The 18918-nt window shown below is 28.2% G+C and carries 19 protein-coding genes and 1 tRNA gene; 11 read left to right on the forward strand and 9 right to left on the reverse strand.

Annotated features, from left to right (window positions below; all coding sequences use genetic code 11):
• Nucleotides 1–2: 2 nt before the first annotated feature.
• The 5 genes from lepA to ACIJYA_RS00215 all read left to right on the forward strand — a co-directional run bounded on the left by lepA (nucleotide 3) and on the right by ACIJYA_RS00215 (nucleotide 6126).
• Nucleotides 3–1811: a translation elongation factor 4 gene (lepA, locus tag ACIJYA_RS00195; protein WP_435088485.1), complete on the forward strand. Its 1809-nt coding sequence runs from the start codon at nucleotides 3–5 to the stop codon at nucleotides 1809–1811.
• Nucleotides 1812–1826: 15 nt separating this feature from the next.
• The gene (locus tag ACIJYA_RS00200; protein ID WP_435088486.1) at nucleotides 1827–2567 is read left to right on the forward strand and encodes a hypothetical protein; all 741 of its coding nucleotides are present in this window, start codon (nucleotides 1827–1829) and stop codon (nucleotides 2565–2567) included.
• Between the two features lie 13 nt (nucleotides 2568–2580).
• A tRNA-Ser gene (locus ACIJYA_RS00205) sits at nucleotides 2581–2670 on the forward strand.
• A gap of 112 nt (nucleotides 2671–2782) precedes the next feature.
• Nucleotides 2783–4843, forward strand: a complete 2061-nt coding sequence (locus ACIJYA_RS00210) for a DNA gyrase subunit B (RefSeq protein ID WP_435088487.1) — start codon at nucleotides 2783–2785, stop codon at nucleotides 4841–4843.
• Nucleotides 4844–4845: 2 nt separating this feature from the next.
• On the forward strand, nucleotides 4846–6126 hold the full coding sequence (locus ACIJYA_RS00215) for an ActS/PrrB/RegB family redox-sensitive histidine kinase (protein ID WP_435088488.1): 1281 nt from the start codon (nucleotides 4846–4848) through the stop codon (nucleotides 6124–6126).
• Here ACIJYA_RS00215 and ACIJYA_RS00220 read toward each other — a convergent pair.
• Genes ACIJYA_RS00220 through ACIJYA_RS00230 form a run of 3 tightly spaced genes read right to left on the reverse strand, consistent with a single transcriptional unit; the run spans nucleotide 6116 to nucleotide 9413 of the window.
• Nucleotides 6116–7921: a cobaltochelatase CobT-related protein gene (locus ACIJYA_RS00220; protein WP_435088489.1), complete on the reverse strand. Its 1806-nt coding sequence runs from the start codon at nucleotides 7919–7921 to the stop codon at nucleotides 6116–6118. The two genes, ACIJYA_RS00215 and ACIJYA_RS00220, sit on opposite strands and share 11 nt — an antisense overlap.
• On the reverse strand, nucleotides 7922–8896 hold the full coding sequence (cobS, locus tag ACIJYA_RS00225; RefSeq protein WP_435088490.1) for a cobaltochelatase subunit CobS: 975 nt from the start codon (nucleotides 8894–8896) through the stop codon (nucleotides 7922–7924).
• Complete coding sequence (locus ACIJYA_RS00230) at nucleotides 8868–9413, reverse strand: J domain-containing protein (RefSeq protein ID WP_435088491.1); 546 nt, start codon at nucleotides 9411–9413, stop codon at nucleotides 8868–8870. Before ACIJYA_RS00230 ends, cobS begins: the two co-directional genes overlap by 29 nt.
• 21 nt (nucleotides 9414–9434) lie before the next feature.
• Here ACIJYA_RS00230 and ACIJYA_RS00235 point away from each other — a divergent pair, with 21 nt between their 5' ends.
• A complete protein-coding gene (locus ACIJYA_RS00235) occupies nucleotides 9435–9695 on the forward strand; it encodes a BolA/IbaG family iron-sulfur metabolism protein (RefSeq protein ID WP_435088492.1) in 261 nt (86 codons plus the stop codon).
• On the opposite strand, the gene aroB is transcribed toward ACIJYA_RS00235, so the two are convergent.
• Both aroB and ACIJYA_RS00245 read right to left on the reverse strand, forming a co-directional pair.
• Nucleotides 9684–10790, reverse strand: a complete 1107-nt coding sequence (gene aroB / locus ACIJYA_RS00240; RefSeq protein ID WP_435088493.1) for a 3-dehydroquinate synthase — start codon at nucleotides 10788–10790, stop codon at nucleotides 9684–9686. The genes ACIJYA_RS00235 and aroB overlap by 12 nt on opposite strands.
• Nucleotides 10777–11289, reverse strand: coding sequence for a shikimate kinase (locus ACIJYA_RS00245; protein WP_435088494.1), 513 nt, complete (start codon nucleotides 11287–11289; stop codon nucleotides 10777–10779). The genes aroB and ACIJYA_RS00245 overlap by 14 nt, the downstream gene beginning before the upstream one ends.
• A 57-nt stretch (nucleotides 11290–11346) precedes the next feature.
• On the opposite strand from ACIJYA_RS00245, the gene ACIJYA_RS00250 reads away from it, so the two are divergent.
• From ACIJYA_RS00250 to truA, 5 genes are read left to right on the forward strand one after another with little or no spacing between them, the layout of a single operon-like run.
• Nucleotides 11347–11529, forward strand: coding sequence for a hypothetical protein (locus tag ACIJYA_RS00250; RefSeq protein ID WP_435088495.1), 183 nt, complete (start codon nucleotides 11347–11349; stop codon nucleotides 11527–11529).
• The gene (locus ACIJYA_RS00255; RefSeq protein WP_435088496.1) at nucleotides 11504–13267 is read left to right on the forward strand and encodes a hypothetical protein; all 1764 of its coding nucleotides are present in this window, start codon (nucleotides 11504–11506) and stop codon (nucleotides 13265–13267) included. The genes ACIJYA_RS00250 and ACIJYA_RS00255 overlap by 26 nt, the downstream gene beginning before the upstream one ends.
• Nucleotides 13268–13290: 23 nt before the next feature.
• The gene (gene def, locus ACIJYA_RS00260; protein WP_435088497.1) at nucleotides 13291–13806 is read left to right on the forward strand and encodes a peptide deformylase; all 516 of its coding nucleotides are present in this window, start codon (nucleotides 13291–13293) and stop codon (nucleotides 13804–13806) included.
• 3 nt (nucleotides 13807–13809) lie between these two features.
• The gene (gene fmt / locus ACIJYA_RS00265; protein WP_435088498.1) at nucleotides 13810–14733 is read left to right on the forward strand and encodes a methionyl-tRNA formyltransferase; all 924 of its coding nucleotides are present in this window, start codon (nucleotides 13810–13812) and stop codon (nucleotides 14731–14733) included.
• Nucleotides 14734–15474: a tRNA pseudouridine(38-40) synthase TruA gene (gene truA / locus ACIJYA_RS00270; RefSeq protein ID WP_435088499.1), complete on the forward strand. Its 741-nt coding sequence runs from the start codon at nucleotides 14734–14736 to the stop codon at nucleotides 15472–15474.
• Here truA and ACIJYA_RS00275 read toward each other — a convergent pair.
• Genes ACIJYA_RS00275 through dapD form a run of 4 tightly spaced genes read right to left on the reverse strand, consistent with a single transcriptional unit; the run spans nucleotide 15454 to nucleotide 18899 of the window.
• Complete coding sequence (locus tag ACIJYA_RS00275) at nucleotides 15454–15945, reverse strand: SET domain-containing protein (protein ID WP_435088500.1); 492 nt, start codon at nucleotides 15943–15945, stop codon at nucleotides 15454–15456. The two genes, truA and ACIJYA_RS00275, sit on opposite strands and share 21 nt — an antisense overlap.
• Nucleotides 15946–15977: 32 nt before the next feature.
• Nucleotides 15978–16907, reverse strand: coding sequence for a histone deacetylase family protein (locus ACIJYA_RS00280; RefSeq protein WP_435088501.1), 930 nt, complete (start codon nucleotides 16905–16907; stop codon nucleotides 15978–15980).
• Nucleotides 16904–18061 carry a succinyl-diaminopimelate desuccinylase gene (dapE, locus tag ACIJYA_RS00285; protein WP_435088502.1) on the reverse strand — a complete coding sequence of 386 codons (1158 nt, stop codon included), beginning with the start codon at nucleotides 18059–18061 and terminating at the stop codon, nucleotides 16904–16906. The genes ACIJYA_RS00280 and dapE overlap by 4 nt, the downstream gene beginning before the upstream one ends.
• Nucleotides 18062–18068: 7 nt before the next feature.
• The gene (gene dapD / locus ACIJYA_RS00290) at nucleotides 18069–18899 is read right to left on the reverse strand and encodes a 2,3,4,5-tetrahydropyridine-2,6-dicarboxylate N-succinyltransferase (RefSeq protein WP_435088503.1); all 831 of its coding nucleotides are present in this window, start codon (nucleotides 18897–18899) and stop codon (nucleotides 18069–18071) included.
• Nucleotides 18900–18918: the final 19 nt, after the last annotated feature.

An 18918-nucleotide genomic window follows, 5' to 3' on the forward strand; every position in this document is an offset into this window, starting at 1 on the left:
AAATGAGTAATATCGATAACATTAGAAACTTTGCAATTATTGCGCATATTGATCATGGTAAATCTACAATAGCAGATAGAATAATTCATAGCTGTGGAGGGCTCACAGAAAGAGAAATGAAAGCTCAAGTATTAGACTCAATGGATATTGAGCGTGAAAGAGGAATTACAATTAAAGCTCAGACAGTAAAACTTAATTACAAAGCAAAAAATGGTAAAAATTATATTTTAAATATCATTGACACTCCTGGTCATGTAGATTTTAGTTACGAGGTTAGTAGATCTCTTTATGCCTGTGAAGGTTCAATCTTAATAGTTGATAGTACTCAAGGGGTAGAAGCCCAAACACTTGCAAATGTTTATCAGGCTTTAGATATAGATCATGAGATAGTACCAGTTTTGAACAAAGTTGATCTTCCAGCATCAGATTTAGATAGAACAAAAAAACAAATCGAAGAAGTAATAGGTATTGATACAGAAAGTGCTATTCCTTGTTCAGGGAAAACAGGTGAAGGTATTGATGATATTTTAGAACAAATTATTACAGTCTTACCTAGTCCTATAGGCGAAAGTTTGGGAGATTTAAAATGTTTATTGGTTGATAGCTGGTACGATACTTACCTTGGAGTTGTTATTTTGGTTAGAGTAATTGATGGTAAAATTTCAAAAAATATGAAAATTAAAATGATGTCTACAAATCAAGAATATATTATTGAAAAAGTTGGGGTATTTACGCCAAAAGCGACAGATATTAATGAGTTAAATGCAGGTGAAATAGGCTTCATAACAACTGGAATAAAAGTTTTATCTGAAACAAAAGTTGGTGACACTATATGTGATGCTGCCAAACCATTAAAAGAAGCCTTGCCAGGTTTTAAGCCAAGTAAGCCTGTGGTGTTTTGTGGATTGTTTCCAGTAGATAGTTCAGAATATCAAAAATTAAAAGATGGATTGGCTAAATTACAATTAAATGATGCAAGTTTTTCATTTGAACCTGAATCTTCTTCAGCTTTAGGATTGGGGTTTAGATGTGGGTTTTTAGGATTGCTTCATTTAGAAATTGTTACAGAAAGACTGGAAAGAGAATTTGATGTGAACTTGCTAACAACTACACCAGGAGTTGTATATAAAGTTTATATGAACAATGGAGATATTGTTGATCTACACAACCCATCAAGCTTACCAGATCCAACATTAATAAAATTAATTGAAGAACCGTGGATAAAAGCAACAATAATTACACCAGATGAATATTTAGGTTCGATAATAAAGATGTGTCAGGATAAAAGAGGGGTGCAAACTAATTTAAGTTATTCTGGAAACAGAGCAGTTGTAAATTATGAGTTACCTTTAAACGAAGTAGTTTTTGATTTTAATGATCGTTTAAAATCGATGACTAGTGGTTATGCTAGTTTTGATTATGAAATTATTGAACATAGAGAAGGTGATTTGGTAAAACTAGGAATTCTAGTTAATGCAGAACCAGTTGATGCATTAGCAATGATGATACATAAAGATTTTGCTCAAAGAACAGGAAGAGAAGTTTGTGAAAAGCTAAAAGATTTAATACCAAGGCATAATTTTATGATACCTGTTCAAGCTGCAATAGGGGGCAAGATAATAGCTAGAGAAACTATTAAGGGTTTTAAAAAAGATGTTTTAACTAAAATTCATGGTGGAGGAGCCACAGACAGAAAGAGAAAACTTCTTGAAAAACAAAAAAAAGGAAAAGCTCGATCTAAACAGTTTGGTAGAGTTGAAATTCCTCAAGAAGCTTTTATTGGAGTACTAAAAATTAATAAGGATAGCTAAATATTTATAAAAAAAATGAAAAATTTTTGCGTTTCATTAACAACTATTCCACCAAGGTTTAGCACGTTAAAAAAAACTCTAGATTCAATTTATAATCAACAAATACAACCTGAAAAGATTTTTTTAAACATTCCAAAAAACTTCAAAAGATTTAAAAATGAAAATTTTGATTTTAATAATTTGAGTAAAAATTATGGTAACCTTGAATTAAATAAATGTGAAGATTTTGGACCAGGAACAAAGTTGTTAGGTTCACTTAAACAGATTTCTAAATTCGATTATGTTATTTTGGTTGATGATGACCATGAATACAACAATCAAATGTTAAAGATATTTTGTGAACAAGCTGAAATAGATTTAAATAAATCTTATAGTTTTTGTGTTTATGATATTTTAGATTGTAAAATAGGTCAGGGAGCTGATGGTTTTTTGATTAATACTAAATATACAAATGGTATGCTTAAATTTTATGAAAAATATGTAAAAAATAACCCGAAATTATTTTTAAATGATGATTTATGGATTTCTGTTTATCTTAATAAAATTTTAAAAATTAATATTGAGTCATTATTTTCATTATTAAAACAATCTTTTTTTAAAAGATACAAGTCAATTTATTCAAAACACACCCAAGCTGGAGCAATTATTGAGACTTATAGTCCTATCAGAAAAAAAGCTAGAGAATTAAAATTTAGAGAAAATTGTGATGAATATTCTTTGTTAAAAAAACTTACTAAAAATTTTACAATTATTTAACAAATAATTATTTGGAGAGGTGGCCGAGTGGTTGAAGGCGCACGCTTGGAAAGCGTGTAAAGGAGTAATCTTTTCATGGGTTCGAATCCCATTCTCTCCGCCATCAAATAAGCAAGATTTTACAGGCTAAATTTGTCTTTTTTTGACTATTTAAGTAAAGATAAATCAGCATTTTTTTTAAAAAATGTTATAATTTTTTTTTTCCTAAATTAAAAATGACAAATAAAAATACATATCAAGCAGACTCAATTAAGGTTTTAAAAGGCCTTGAGGCGGTCAGAAAAAGACCGGGAATGTATATTGGGGACACGGATGATGGAACTGGTTTGCATCATATGGTTTATGAGGTCGTTGACAACTCTATAGATGAAGCTTTAGCAGGTCATTGTAAAAATATTAATGTAAGAATAAATTCTGATGGAACTATCACTGTTAATGATGATGGTAGAGGAATTCCTGTTGATATGCACAAGGGAGAAAAAAAATCAGCAGCAGAAGTTATTATGACACAACTTCATGCTGGTGGTAAATTTGATCATGATTCTTATAAAGTTTCAGGTGGACTTCATGGTGTTGGAGTTTCTGTTGTAAATGCATTGTCTGAAACATTACAATTAGAAATAAGTAGAGATGGAAAAAAACACTTGATAGAATTTAAAAATGGTGAAGCCAAAGCTCCTTTAAAAATCACAGGAAATTCTAAAGAAACTGGAACTCAAATTACATTTTTACCCTCAAAAGAAATTTTTTCTTCTATAAAATTTAGTGCGAATATTCTTATAAAGCGGATGAGAGAGTTAGCTTTCTTAAACAAGGGTATTAAAATAATTTTTACAGATGCTAGTTTAAAAAAAGAAAAAGTATCCCAATTTAAATTTGATGGTGGTGTACTTGAATTTGTAGATTTTCTAGATGAAAAAAGAGAAAAACTACAAAATAAAAATGGAAATGATTTATTTAAAAAACCAATTTATATTGAGGGAAAAAAAGATAATATTGAACTTGAGTGTTCTTTGAAGTGGAATGCAAGTTATGCTGAAGATATTTTTCCTTACACTAATAATATTTATCAAAAAGATGGTGGAACACATTTATTAGGTTTTAGAAGCGCATTAACAAGAGTTGTTAATAAATATGCGAACGAACATAATCTACTTAAAAAAAATAAATTAGCAATTTCAGGGGACGACATTAAAGAGGGACTTACTTGTGTGTTATCTACAAAAATTCCTGATCCAAAATTTTCTTCCCAGACAAAAGATAAGTTAGTTTCATCAGAAGTCAGAATGATTGTGGAAAACATTGTTAATGAAAAATTATCTATATGGTTTGATCAAAATCCTTCGATCGCTAAAATAATTTTAGCAAAAGTTATTCAAGCAGCAATGGCGAGAGATGTGGCTAGAAAAGCTAGAGAAAATGTAAGAAGAAAAGGTGCTCTAGAATTAAGTGGTCTTCCAGGAAAATTAGCTGATTGTCAAATTGGAAAACAAGATGGCACAGAATTGTTTATTGTAGAGGGTGATTCAGCAGGAGGTTCTGCAAAACAAGGAAGAAACAGGGCTAATCAAGCCGTTTTGCCTTTAAGAGGTAAAATTTTAAATACTTACGTAGAAGATTTAGCTTCTAAAAAGAATGGTAATGGTGATGGTTCAGAGCAGCAAAGAACAAAGGCTTTATCTAAAATGATTTCATCCAATGAAATAGTTACTTTAATTAATGCATTAGGTTTAGATCCAAAAGTACAAGAAATAGATTTAAAAGATCTTAGATATGGAAAGATTATTATTATGACCGATGCAGACGTAGATGGGTCTCATATTAGAGCTCTTTTATTGACTTTTTTTAATAACAAACCATTTAATAAACTGATTGAAAATGGACACGTGTATTTAGCTCAACCACCATTATTTAAAATAAATAAAGGATCAAAAGGAATTTATATTAAAGATGAAAAAGAACTAGAGGATTATATTGTTAATAATAATAAAGAATTAAAAAAAATTAAAAAAGGATCTAAAGAATTTATTAAAGAATTAGATCTAGAAAAATCAAAAATGAATATACAAAGATTTAAAGGATTAGGTGAAATGAATCCAGAGGAGTTGTGGAGTACAACGCTCGACCCTGAAACAAGAAATCTATTACAAGTGCAGTATTCAAAAGATCTTAAGAAGGATCAAAGTTTGATACATACTTTAATGGGAAATGATGTTGCTTTGAGAAAAGATTTTATAATTTCTAATGCAATTAATGTGCAAAATCTTGATATCTAATAATGAAGTTCTTTGAAACTTCAAAATATCATTTCTTTAAAAAATCAACTTATATAAGCCTTAGATGGATTGGAATTATTGGGCAATTAGTATCAATTAACTTTGTATATTTTTTCTTAAATTTTAAGTTTGATTTTATAATTTCTAATCTGGTTATATTCTTAGGTATTTTAAGTAATTTATTTTTAATATTTATTTATAAAAAAACACAATTATCAGATAGATCGGCTTTTATTTTTTTAGTAATAGATATATTACAATTAGGAGCTTTACTCTATCTAACAGGGGGTGTCACCAATCCGTTTGTTATTTTTTTATTAATTCCAAGTGTTTTTTCATCATCAAATCTAAGTTTCAAAACAAATTTTTTATTAGTATTTCTATCAATAATTATAATCTTTATACTTACATTTTATTCATTAGATTTGCCCTCTCCCATGAGTAATCACTTTCATGTAAGTCCGTATTATTTTTATTCAATTCCAATTGCTTTAATAATAGCTTTAATTTTTTTAAATTATTTAGCAATGTCATTTGGAGCACAATCTAGATTAAGAAGAGAAGCGTTGGCAAAAATGGAAGAAGTTATGGCTACTGAACATGAACTTTTGTCATTAGGAGGACAAGCTGCAGCTGCAGCTCATTCACTTGGAACACCTTTGTCCACAATTAAGATTATTGCTCATGATCTTGAGAAACAATTCAAAGAACAAGAAGATGTTAAAAAGGATATAGAATTATTATCCAGCCAAGTAGAAAGATGTAATGATATTTTAAAACGCTTAACTTTAAATCCAGTAGAGGAAGATGATTTTATTGATAAAGATCTTACAATGAGAGATTACTTGGGTGAAATTATTTCGTCATTCAGGGAGATAAGTAAAAAAAATTTTATTTTCAATTATGATCAATTTTCAAACATAAAAAAGATAACAAAATCAATAGAAATTGTTTATGGTTTAAGAAATTTTATTGGAAATGCTAATAAATTTTCTAAAGAAACAATCTATATAAATTTAAAAAGTGATAGTGAAATTACAGAAATTATAATTGAAGATGATGGAAATGGATATCCAAGGGATGTCTTGTCAAAAATTGGAGAACCATATTTAAGATCAAAAGACATAATTTACAAGTCAAAAACAGGATTAGGATTAGGTTTATTTATTGGTAAAACGCTTTTAGAAAAAAATTTTGCTTCAATTAATTGTAGAAACTCCCAAACAAGAAGTGGGGCAGAGGTTATCATTAAATGGAATAATAAAGATTTATTTAATCTTTAGTGAAATTTTTTTTTGTTTCAAACAAAGAGCTTAACTGGGATACCATAACATCTCCTAATTCATTTACATCGGTAATTTTTATTGCTTTATCATAATATCTTGAAACATCATGACCAATGCCAATCGCTAGTACCTCAATTTCAGTTTTGTTTTCAATAAATTTTACCATTTTTTTAAGATGTTTTTCTAAAAAATCACCTGAATTTACTGAAAGTGTAAAGTCGTCTACCGGTGCACCATCAGAAATTACCATCATAATTTTTCTTTCTTCTTTTCTTTTTTTAATCCTATTGTAAGCCCACGAAATAGCCTCTCCATCAATATTTTCTTTTAATAAACCTTCTTTTAGCATTAGGCCTAGATTATTTTTAGCTTGTCTCCAGTGGGTATCTGCACCTTTATAAATTATATGTCTTAAATCATTTAATCTACCAGGGGTTTTGGGTTTAGAGTTCTTGTTCCAAAGTTCTCTGCTTTGGCCACCTTTCCAGTTTTTTGTTGTAAACCCTAAAATTTCAACTTTAACAGAACATCTTTCTAAAGTTCTAGATAATATATCTGCACATATCGCAGCTATTGTAATGGGTCTTCCTCTCATTGATCCAGAATTATCTATTAACAAAGTTACGATTGTGTCTTTAAAATCCAAGTCTTTTTCTTTTTTAAACGATAATGAGTTATAGGGGTCCATAATAATTCTTGGCAATTTTGAACTATCAAGCAGTCCCTCTTCTAAATCAAAATTCCATGCTCTATTCTGTTTTGCAAGCAATTGTCTTTGTAGTTTATTTGCAAGCTTTGTTATTACATCTTGAAAACCAACTAATTGTTGGTCTAGTGTTCTTCGAAGTTTTGCTGCTTCATCTGCATTTTCTAATTTTTCAGCTTTTGTTACTTCATCATATTGAGTTGTAAAAATTTTATAATCTAAATTGATATTATCAAGATTTTTTTGAACAATTTGTTCTGAGCTCTGTTCATCAGACTCGGTATCTGAAAGTTGTTCATCAAGATTAAATTCATCTACATTGTAATCAGCGTCTAAAGTGGCTTGAGTTTCTTGATCATTATTTTCATCTTTATTATCCTCTTGATCTTTATCTTGATCGTCATTTGATGGATTGTCTTGTTCTTGATCTTGATTATCTTCTTTTTTTTCTTCGTCTTCTTCACTTTGAAAAATATTCATCTCTTCTAAAATTTGGGAGAATCTTGAGCTATAGTTGTTTTGATTTTCTAGATTTTCTTGCAAAAATTTTTTATGTTTTTCTATCGATTGCTCAAAGTCTTTTTCCCAAAAATTTAACATTTTTGTTGTTAAAGGGTTTAATTTTATTTGATGAAAATTTTTAAGCATATATAGCTCAAATGCTTCGGTTACAGGAACATCTTCTTTTGTTTTTAATTGATCCTTTCTTTTTGTATTTATAATATGTGAGTAATTTTGTTGAAAATTTTTTTCAATACCTTTAAGCATTTTGCCACCTAAGGCCTCATATCTTATTTTTTCAGCTATACTATATAGTGATCTTGATGAAGTGTTAGCAGGAAGATTTTTTTTATAAATGAATTCATTAGAAAATTTTTTTTTTAAAGCAGAAGAGTCTGTTTCTGCTCTCAATTTAATGAAGTCACTTGGTTTTGTTAAATTATCAATTTCAACAGATTGTAAATTTTGTTTCTTTTCATTTTCAGATGATTTGTTGATTAAATCGAAATCATCGGAAATTACTTTTGCTGTTGATGTTAAGGCTAGTCTAAATTTTTCTTTTAAATTATCTATCTTATCGTTCATTTAAATCTGAATATTTATCAACGACTCTGGAAGTTCTTCCCCAAAGCATCTTTGATAATATTCTGCGATAGTATTTTTTTCAATTTCATCACACTTGTTAAGAAAAGTTACTCTAAAAGCATACCCTGTATCTTTAAAAATTTCTGAGTTTTCTGCCCAATGTAAAACTGTTCTAGGGCTCATTACTGTTGATATATCACCTGCAATAAATCCTTTTCTGGTTAATGAGGCTACCTTTATCATATTGGCAACTTTTTCTTTACCCTTGGCGTTATTAAGGTTCTTATTTTTTGCTAGAACTATATCTAGCTCTCTTTCAAGACTTAGGTAGTTTAGGGTAGTAACAATATTCCATCTATCCATCTGCCCTTGATTTATTTGTTGGGTTCCATGATAAAGGCCTGTTGTATCTCCTAGGCCAACAGTATTTGATGTTGCAAATAATCTAAAAAATTTATTTTGTTTAATAACTTTATTTTTATCAAGAAGAGTAAAATTACCTTCAGCTTCCAAAACTCTTTGAATTACAAACATTACGTCAGGTCTTCCAGCATCGTACTCATCAAAAACAAGTGCTACTGGATTTTGTATCGACCAGGGCAAAATACCCTCATTAAATTGAGTAACTTGTTTTCCATCCTTAAGTACAATTGCATCTTTTCCTATTAAGTCTATTCTACTTACATGGCTATCTAGATTTATTCGAATACATGGCCAGTTTAATCTTGCTGCAATTTGTTCTATATGAGTTGATTTTCCAGTACCGTGATATCCTTGAACCAACACTCTTTTATTGTAGGCAAAACCAGAGATTATTGCCATCGTAGTATCTCGATCAAATTTATAACTTTTATCTATTTCAGGAACATATTCATTTTTTTTTGAAAACGCTTCCACTTCCATTTCGGAATCAATACCAAAGGTTTGTTTTAATGAAACTTTTATATCAGGTTGAATATTTAGATTTGGTGTCAATTTTTTCTCTATATGTATTTTTAAGCTGTGTATAAGCTAAAGTAATTAATTTAAGTTTTTCTTCATATTTTTTGTTACCAGCATTTATATCTGGGTGATATTTTTTGACAAGCAATTTGAACTTATCCTGCACTTTTTTCCATTTCAATCCTACAGAAACTCCTAATATACTAAAGGCTTTGATGTCTTTGTGATTAAATTTAAATTGACGCATATGATCGTACTCACCATTAATCCTATCTTTATCTAGCTCGTCTCTCAAAGTATTATTCCAAAGAACTTTAAAAAAATTATCTGAAGAACTAAAACTTTGAGTTGGTTTATGCCAAATCATATCTGACTTTAAAAAATTTAAAACCTGATCATCATTCATACCTGAAAAATAATTCCAATTTTTATTGAACTCTTTCACATGCTCTAAGCATAGCATTCTATACTTTTTGCTATTATCTTTTTCTACTGGTGCTCTGTAGTCACCAATTTCGTTACAATTATTCCAGTCGCAAATATTTTTCATGATGTATAATAGTTTCAATTTATGGATATAAACGAGTTAATTACAATTGTAAAAAAAAAACTTACTGACCAAATTGATTTTGAAAGTATAAAAATTGAGGACAAATCATTTCTTCATAAAAATCATATCGGCAATCAAGAGGGCAAATTTCATCTAAAAATTATTTTAAATTCAAGTGAATTAAAGATTTTGAGTAAAATCGAAAGTAATAAGAAAATCTATAAAATTTTAGATAAAGAGTTAAAAGAGAATATTCATTCAATACAAATATTAATTTCTTAACTCATTTTTTAGAAATACGCTCAAACTATTTTTTTTATATGTTTTGTTTATAATGGGTAATCCAATTCTTTTTAATAAAACTAAATTAATTTTATCTGAGTTATTTTTTTTATCTTTAATCATGAAAGATAATATTTTATTTAAATCTTTAATTTTAAAAAAATTTTTCATTTTAGATGGTAAATTTGCTCTAGAAATATGATTTATGATCGAATTATAGTCATTTTTTTTAAGCAAATTATTCTTTAAACTAAAACTCAACGCACTTTTCATACCAAGTATTACAGCTTCACCATGATTGAGTTTTTTTGAATAGCCTAAAGAAGCTTCGTAAGCATGTGCAAAAGTATGACCAAAATTTAAAATTTTTCTAAGATTTTTTTCTTTTTCATCTTTTTCGACAACACTTTTTTTAATATTACAGCTTTCATAGATCGCTTTTTCAATGGATGGAGATATAAGTTTTAAAATTTTATCACTATTTTTATCTAAAAAATTAAAAAATTTTTTATTAGCGATCAAAGAATGTTTTAAAATTTCGCCGTAACCACAAATCACTTCTCTTTTGGGTAGTGTTTTTAAAAATTGAATATCAGATATAACTAAATTTGGTTGATAGAAACTTCCTATTAAATTTTTTCCATATTTAGTGTTAACACCAGTTTTACCTCCAATGGAAGAGTCGACTTGTGATAATAGAGTAGTTGGAATGTTTATGAATTTTAAACCTCTTTTAAATAGACTTGCTGCAAAACCACTTATATCACCTGTAATTCCTCCACCAATGGAAATTACGCAATCCTCTCTTGAAAAATTTTTATTTAATAAAATATCTAAGATCTTATTTACACTGTTTAAATTTTTGTTAATTTCATTAGCTTTGAAATTATGAACATAAAGTTTTTTTTGATTTAAAGATTTTTTGATTTTTGACACTGATTGTTTTGAAATATTTTTATCAACAACAAGTAAACATTTTTTAAAATCTATTGAATTATCTTTTATAATTTTTGATATATTTGATATTAAATTTGAACCAATAATAATTGAATAGTTTTGAGTTTTAGTATTTATTTTTAACTTAATAGGTTTCATAATTTTTTATAACATTTTTAACAATATTATTTTTTGATAGTTTATCACATTTAATTTCATATAAAGCTTTTGAATAAATGTTAGATCGTTTTTTTATTAAATCAATCAATTCATTTTCTGTGGAATTATAAGCAAGAGGTCTTTTTTTACTATTTTTAATTCTATCAAGTAATATTTTATTATCCCAGTTTAACCAAAAAGAAATATGATTTTTTAATATTTCTTTTCTAATGACGTTGTTCACAAATGCTCCTCCACCAAGAGATACTACAGTTGAATTAATCTTTAGTATTTTTAAAGTAATTTTTTCTTCAAATTTTCTAAAATAGTCTTCACCTTTTATCTCAAATATTTCTGATATCGATAGGCCTAATTCTTTTTCGATTTCTTTATCAACATCTATGAAATCTAATTTTAATTTTTTTGCAACTAACAAACCAATAGAACTCTTCCCAGATCCCATCATACCTAAAAACACAAGATTTTCTTTTGATTTCATAAGTTTCTTTATTGAAAAAACACAAATATGTCTTAATTTGAAATTAGTTAAAGTTATATGCAATTTAATAAAAATACAAGTTCAGGCAAAACCAGTTTTATTGGTCTAACCATCAAATCTATTATTGGTCTTGCAGTAATCATGGGGATTATGTTTTTTATTAATAAAGTTGATTATCCAGCTCCAAAAAAAGAAATAGAAAAAATTATTCCAAATGAAAATTTTAAAATTGTTAAATAAGAAAAATTTATCAATTATAATTGTTTCTTTATTGTTATCTTTTTCCACAATTGCTGAGGAAAAACCAGTCGATATTTGGAACCTAGATAAACAAGAAGTAGATACTGTATCTGAAGAAAAAATAACAGTCGAAAAAACTGAAGAGGTATCACAAAGTAGCATCTATGAAACACAAACAGATAAAAACAAAGACTCTATAAAACTAGACGAAGACTTAACATCAAAAACAATTAAAATTGCTGGATTATATGATCCACAGGATTATGGTCTGAGTATTAGTATGTGGTCAAATTCTGATGGCTTAAAATTAAAAAAACTTTTTAAAAACATTGATAAATATAATCTTTCAAAAGATGCATCTGAAATTTTAAATATTTCATTATTAACAAATGCTTATTATCCAAATCAAAATATTACAGATAAAGAGTTTATAAAATTTAAAACAAATTGGTTAATAAAAGACTCTAACTTAGAATTAATTGAAGAATATCTTATTAAAAATCAAATAACAAATTTGCATCCAAAATTGATGAAATATATGGTTGATAATTATTTGTCTCAATCGAATGTAAAAAAATCATGTGAAATATTTTCAAAAATTAATGAACCTTTAGAAAATGAATATTTATCAAAATTCAATCTATATTGTTTAATAAACTATGGAAAAAATGAAGAAGCTCAATTAATTTTAGATTTAAAAAAAGAATTAGGCTTTGAAGATGAATATTTTGAAAATAAAGTTAATTATTTGTTTGGATACATAGATGAAGCAAATAAAGAAGTCTCTGAGAATTCTATTTTAGATTTTCATTTAGCCCATAGAACAAATCCTGAATTTTCATTTGAACCAAAAAAAGATACTCCTAAATTAATTTGGAAGTATTTATCAACATCTAATTTATTATATAGAATTCAAGATTTAGAAATTACTGATATAGATAAAATTTCTACTATTGAAAAAGCCACCCATGATAAAAATTATTCAGAAGAAGAGTTGTTTGAGTTTTATAAGCGATTTCAATTTAACATAAATCAGCTGTTAAACACCAAAGAGTCCTATAAATCCTTATCCTCTATTGAAGGTAAAGCCCTAGTATATCAAAGAATACTTTTAACAGAAGAACCAAAACTAAAACTTGAACTGATGAAAATTTTGAAAGATATTTTTGAGTTTGAGGGTATTGGTAATGCTTTTGAATTAAAGCTAGGAAAATTTTTAAAAAAAATTGATGAAACAGATGTACCTTCTAATTTTACTACTTTTTATAATCAGCATATAAAAAATGATGAAATTATTAATAAAAAAATTAAATATAATAATAAAATATTACATCAATCAAAGTTAGTAAATTATTTTAATGGGGATTATGCTAAATCAAAAATTGAAGAAGATCTAAATAAGTTTTTAAAAAAAATAAAAAAAGACAAAAAATATTTCTTATCAAAGAAAGATATAATTTTCCTCGAAGCATTAAAATCTGACGGAATTGAAATCTCAAAAAAATATGAAAATCTTTATGAAATTAATAAATCAGAGATGCCGACAGATATACAAAAAATGATAGATAATAAAGAAATTGGAGCAGCGCTACTTAGAATTATAGAGGTTATTGGACCAGAAAAAATTGAAGATATAGATGATGATACAGTATATTTTATAATTAATACGCTGAATCAATTAAATGCTGACTTAATTAGGAATAAACTTTTATTAAAAGTTCTTCCTTTTAAAGTTTAAAAATTATAATAAAATAATCCACCATGGCTGTTAAAACTATAATCACTGAACCTAATAAATTACTTAGACAGATTTCAAAACCTGTTGAAAGTGTAGGTAAAGAAGAACAGCAACTTATGGATGATATGCTAGATACTATGTATGATGCTAACGGTATAGGGCTTGCAGCAATTCAAATAGGTGTCCCAAAAAGAATTATAGTAATGGATATTAGTAAGGATGAAAAAAAAGAACCAAAATATTTTGTAAATCCAGTTGTTGTGAATAAAGACCCAATTAAAAATACACATGAGGAAGGATGTTTGTCAGTACCAGAGCAATTTGCGGAAATAGACAGACCAAGTAAATGTAAAGTAGAGTATTTGGACTACAATGGAAAAAAACAAATGTTATTGGCTGATGGGTTGCTTGCAACATGTATACAGCATGAAATGGATCACTTAGAGGGAATACTATTCATTGATTATCTATCAAAATTAAAAAAATCTATGATCATAAAAAAACTATCTAAATTAAAATCAAATACTGCAATTCTTTAATTTATGGCAAAAAAGATAGTTTTTATGGGTACACCAATGTTTGCTGTGCCTATTTTAAAATCATTGTATCAAAATGGTTATCCAATTTCAGACGTGTACACACAGCCTCCTCAAAAATCACAAAGAGGACAAAAAATAAATAAATCACCTATACAAGGAATTGCAGAAACTTTAAATTTAGAGTTTAGAACTCCAAAATATTTAAAAGATAATAGGGAGGAGTATGAATATTTTAAAAGTATAAATGCTGATTTAGCAATAGTTGTTGCGTACGGACAAATTATTCCAAAAGAATTTTTAAGTTTAACTAAAAAAGGATTTATTAACATTCATGCATCTCTTCTACCCAAGTGGAGAGGGGCAGCACCTATACAAAGATCTATAATGAATTTAGATAAAGAAACAGGGGTTAGTATTATGAAAATAGCTGAACAGCTTGACACAGGTCCAGTGTGTAACACTTACAAAATAAATTTAGAAAATAATTTAAATGCAAGTGATATAGCTGATAAATTATCTTTAATAGCTGCAGAAAAAATATTAGATAATATTGACTATATATTGGATGATAAAGCTAAATTTATTAATCAAGACCATTCAAAAGCAACATATGCATCTAAAATTCAAAAAGCCGAAGGAGAAATCAATTGGAAAGACAATTCAAAAATTATCATTGGAAAAATAAATGGTTTGTATCCCACACCTGGTGCTTTTTTTATATACAAGGGCGAAAGATACAAAATTCTAAAAGCAGAAATTGGTAATGGGATTGGAAAACCAGGCGAGGTTGTTTCAAATTATTTAGAGGTTGTTTGCGGTGACAAACAAACAATAAAAATCAAAGAAATCCAAAGACAAGGAAAAAAGCCTCAAAATATTGGTGAATTCATGCTTGGATCTCAAATAAAACAAGGTGCAGTTATCTAAATGGCTAGGTATCAACTGCTTATTGAATATGTGGGTACAGACTTTAGAGGTTGGCAAATTCAAAAAAAAGGATCAACTATTCAAGGTCTTATACAGCAAAAATTGACAAAGCTTCTTAAAGAAAAAATAATCTTAAATGGATCTGGTAGAACAGATACAGGCGTTCATGCAATTGAACAGTCTGGTCACTTTGATTGTAAAAATAAGATTGCAGATTTAACAAAGTTTTTAAAATCAATTAATCATTTTTTAAACGATCAAGGTGTTTCAATAAAAAAAATAAGGAAAAGAAGTAATAAATTTCACTCAAGATTTTCTGCAAAACAAAGGATTTACAAATACATAATTTTTAACCAGATAAGTGCTCCAGTAATTGAAAAAAAAAGAGGCTGGCATGTAAGAAAACCATTGGATTTAGATTTGATTAAAAAAGGTGCAAAGAAATTAGTAGGAACTCATGATTATTCTACTTTCAGGTCCTCTAGCTGTCATGCAAAAAGTCCAATTAAAACAATCAAATCAGTAAAAGTTAAATCATCAAAAAATAAAATAGAAATTGAATTTAATTCACAATCCTTTTTGCAACAACAGGTTAGGTCTATGGTTGGTTGTTTGAAATATTTAGGTGAAAAAAAATGGGATTTAAAGACTTTTAACAAAGCTTTTAGGTCAAAAAAAAGAATATTGTGTGCACCACCCGCACCACCTGAGGGACTTTTTCTAGCGAGAGTTATTTATTAGTTTTTTTTTGTTACTCATTGAAAATTTTTTATTTATTCGCCATCTAGACTCTGCTCTTACAATATAACCACAGCAATTTTTTGATTTACATTTGCAAGGAAATTGTTTGTAATTTTCATCATAACCAAATCCATAATCACAAGTAAATTCTTCACCTTTTTTAATATCTTTGATGGCTTTAACCCAAATTTTAAGTCCCTTACCATCATAATCACAATTATTATTGCAAGAGTGATTAATAAGACCCGCTGTATTCCAAGCAAAATCTCCGTCAAGATCATATCTTTTGTTTATAGTAAATAAATAAATTGGTTTTCCATTATCATATTTATCAGACTCTTCGGTTTGTTTTTTAGTAATTAATTTTCCAACATAATCAATTATTTTGGTTCCATCTTTGATGTCTCTTGTAGCGTAAAGTCCTCTACCTTTTTTATCAATTACAGATTTATTAATTTTATACAATTTCATAAAGTTTTTATTTAGAGGGTTATTTAGAATTATCAATCAAATTCTATAAGAGCATCTACATGACGTTTAGTACTGTCTTGAAGTGCTTTAAGATCATATCCACCTTCAAGAATAGAAACAACATTCCCATTACAAAATGATTTGGAAAGTTCCAATGTTCTTTTTGTTAATTGATAAAAATCTTCTGAGTTCAACCTTAGTTGTGCTAAAGGATCATCAATATGTGCGTCAAAACCTGCAGAAAACAATAAAAATTCAGGTTTAAATTCTCTTAATTTTTTTAAAACATGCTCGTATGCATTTAGATATGCTTCAGCAGTGGTGCCAGCTTCAAGTGGAATATTAAGAATATTATTAAACTTACCTTTTTCTTGTTCTGAACCTGATCCAGGATAGTAGGGGTATTGATGAGTTGAAACATACAACACTTTTTCATTATTGTAGAAAATATCTTGTGTTCCATTTCCATGATGAACATCAAAATCAATAATAGCAATTTTATTATATTTATATTTTTCTATTAGATAATTGGCTCCAACAGCAACATTGTTATATATACAAAATCCCATTGCCTTATTTTTTTCTGCATGATGTCCTGGAGGTCTTACTGCACAAAATGCATTTTTAAATTCTTTCTGTTGAACACCATTAATGGCTGTAATTATGGACCCTACAGCATCCTTTGTTGCTTCTTTACTTCCAGGTGAAACAACTGTGTCTCCATCAAGAAAAGCTAAACCATTTGCTGGAAATGATTTACCTACTAAATCTAAATATTCGGAAGAATGTGTATTAATTAAAAAAGATTGATCAAATTTAGTTGGTTTTTTCCAAATTAATTCTTTGTTATTAATTTTCTTAAAGTTATCAATAACAGCTGTAACTCTATCAATTTTTTCTGGATGTCCTTCGCCTGTATTGTGATTTTGATAAGTATCAGAAGTAACTAAACCAGTTTTCACTTAAAATAATTTTGTAAAATATTTGAATAAATCAACGTAAGTTTTTTCAAATCAGACAACGAAACAGCCTCATCTACTTTGTGCATTGTTTTACCGACTAAACCAAATTCTAAACAAGGAGCTATTTTTCTAATAAATCTTGCATCAGAAGTACCCCCAGTTGTTGAGAGCTGAGGTTTAATTTTTGTAATTTTTTTAATGATATCTCTAATCATAAAAGTCGTATTATTTGGTTTTGTAAGAAATGCTTCTCCAGAAACACTATAATCAACTTTGTATCTTGATTTATTTTTATTACTTATTTTTTTTATAATACTATCAATTTTCTTTTTTATAGAACTTGAAGTGTGCTTGTTATTAAATCTAATATTAAATTTAGCACTAGCTAACCCCGGGATTACGTTATCTGCAGAATTATCTATATTTATCTTAGTAATCTCAAGATTTGTTGGTTGAAAATTCTTTGTACCATTATCAAATTTAATTTTTTTTAGTTCGTTTAAAATTTGTACAAGTGCAGTTGATGGATTATTTGCTCTTTGAGGATAAGCCACATGACCCTGAACACCCATAATTGAAAGTCTACCATTTATGCTTCCTCTTCGTCCTATTTTAATCATTTCACCCAATTTATTAGGATTTGTAGGTTCACCTACTAAGCAAAAATCTATTTTTTCTTTTTTCTTTCTCAAGTAATCAACTACTTTTTTAGTTCCATTTATTGCCACTCCTTCTTCATCTCCTGTAATTAAAAGACTAATAGAGCCATTAAATTTTCTTTTATTACTTACAAAATTACTCACCGCAGAAACAAATGCTGCGATCGAACTTTTCATATCATTAGCACCTCTTCCAATTAGATGTCCTTTTTTAACAGAGGGTTTAAACGGGTTTACTGTCCATTCTTTTAAATTTCCTGCTGGCACAACATCTAGATGACCTGCATAACAGAAATTTGGACCTTGTTTACCAAGTTTTGCGTAAAGATTTTTTACTGGTTTACTATTCTTCTCTTTAAACTCTAAAATTTTAGTGTTGAACCCAAGTGTTTTAAGTTTTTTTTCTAAGAACTTCATTATTCCAGCATCAGTAGGTGTCACAGATGGAAATTTAATTAGCTCCTTAGCTAATTTAAGTTCATTTATAGAAGGCATAATAATTCTATTCTCTTAAAAGATCGTTGACAGACGTTTTAGATCTTGTTTTTTCATCAACTTGTTTAATTATAACTGCACAATATAGTGATGGGGCAGACGTATTATTTTTATCAGGTAATGATCCAGGTACAACTACAGAATAAGGAGGAATTTTTCCATAAGTTACTTCTCCAGTTTTTCTATTTACTATTTTAGTAGATTGTCCAATGTACATTCCCATACTCAAAACAGATCCTTCTCCAACAATAACACCCTCAACAACTTCTGACATTGCACCAATAAAACAATTATCTTCAATAATAGTTGGTAATGCTTGAGCAGGCTCTAATACTCCACCAATCCCACTTCCTGCTGAGATATGACAATTTTTTCCTATTTGGCAACAGCTACCAGCTCGACTAAATGTATCCATCATAGTACCTTCATCGATATAAGCTCCAATATTCACATAGCATGGCATTAGCACTGCATTTTTTCCAACAAATGATCCTTTTCTAACAGGAGAGTTTGGTACCATTCTAAATCCAGCTTTTTCATGATCTTCTTTTGTCCAACCAGCTGTTTTACCCTTTAACAAATGTGCTTTGTCATACCAACTACTGTAGGGACCATTTAAATTTTCCATTGGGTAAATTCTAAAGCTTAGCATTATAGCTTTTTTAATATGTTGATGAGTAACCCATTCACCATTAATTTTTTCTGCAACTCTAACTTTACCACTATCTAAATCAGCAATCATTTGATTGATTGTATCTTTTAAACTTTGCTCAGAGTCTTGGTTTACGTTATCTCTATTTTCCCATGCTTCATTTATTATTTTTTCTATATCGCTCATATTTTTTTTTGGATAGTTA

The sequence above is a fragment of the Candidatus Pelagibacter bacterium nBUS_29 genome, assembly GCF_051200905.1.
In the GTDB taxonomy this organism is placed as follows: domain Bacteria; phylum Pseudomonadota; class Alphaproteobacteria; order Pelagibacterales; family Pelagibacteraceae; genus Pelagibacter.

Bases quoted from the DNA above. Each gene is read 5' to 3' on its own strand.
- lepA (WP_435088485.1), top strand. From the start codon at position 3: ATGAGTAATATCGATAACATTAGAAACTTTGCAATTATTGCGCATATT.
- ACIJYA_RS00200 (WP_435088486.1), top strand. From the start codon at position 1,827: ATGAAAAATTTTTGCGTTTCATTAACAACTATTCCACCAAGGTTTAGC.
- ACIJYA_RS00210 (WP_435088487.1), top strand. From the start codon at position 2,783: ATGACAAATAAAAATACATATCAAGCAGACTCAATTAAGGTTTTAAAA.
- ACIJYA_RS00215 (WP_435088488.1), top strand. From the start codon at position 4,846: ATGAAGTTCTTTGAAACTTCAAAATATCATTTCTTTAAAAAATCAACT.
- ACIJYA_RS00220 (WP_435088489.1), bottom strand. From the start codon at position 7,921: ATGAACGATAAGATAGATAATTTAAAAGAAAAATTTAGACTAGCCTTA.
- ACIJYA_RS00230 (WP_435088491.1), bottom strand. From the start codon at position 9,413: ATGAAAAATATTTGCGACTGGAATAATTGTAACGAAATTGGTGACTAC.
- ACIJYA_RS00235 (WP_435088492.1), top strand. From the start codon at position 9,435: ATGGATATAAACGAGTTAATTACAATTGTAAAAAAAAAACTTACTGAC.
- aroB (WP_435088493.1), bottom strand. From the start codon at position 10,790: ATGAAACCTATTAAGTTAAAAATAAATACTAAAACTCAAAACTATTCA.
- ACIJYA_RS00245 (WP_435088494.1), bottom strand. From the start codon at position 11,289: ATGAAATCAAAAGAAAATCTTGTGTTTTTAGGTATGATGGGATCTGGG.
- ACIJYA_RS00250 (WP_435088495.1), top strand. From the start codon at position 11,347: ATGCAATTTAATAAAAATACAAGTTCAGGCAAAACCAGTTTTATTGGT.
- ACIJYA_RS00255 (WP_435088496.1), top strand. From the start codon at position 11,504: ATGAAAATTTTAAAATTGTTAAATAAGAAAAATTTATCAATTATAATT.
- def (WP_435088497.1), top strand. From the start codon at position 13,291: ATGGCTGTTAAAACTATAATCACTGAACCTAATAAATTACTTAGACAG.
- fmt (WP_435088498.1), top strand. From the start codon at position 13,810: ATGGCAAAAAAGATAGTTTTTATGGGTACACCAATGTTTGCTGTGCCT.
- truA (WP_435088499.1), top strand. From the start codon at position 14,734: ATGGCTAGGTATCAACTGCTTATTGAATATGTGGGTACAGACTTTAGA.
- ACIJYA_RS00275 (WP_435088500.1), bottom strand. From the start codon at position 15,945: ATGAAATTGTATAAAATTAATAAATCTGTAATTGATAAAAAAGGTAGA.
- dapE (WP_435088502.1), bottom strand. From the start codon at position 18,061: ATGCCTTCTATAAATGAACTTAAATTAGCTAAGGAGCTAATTAAATTT.
- dapD (WP_435088503.1), bottom strand. From the start codon at position 18,899: ATGAGCGATATAGAAAAAATAATAAATGAAGCATGGGAAAATAGAGAT.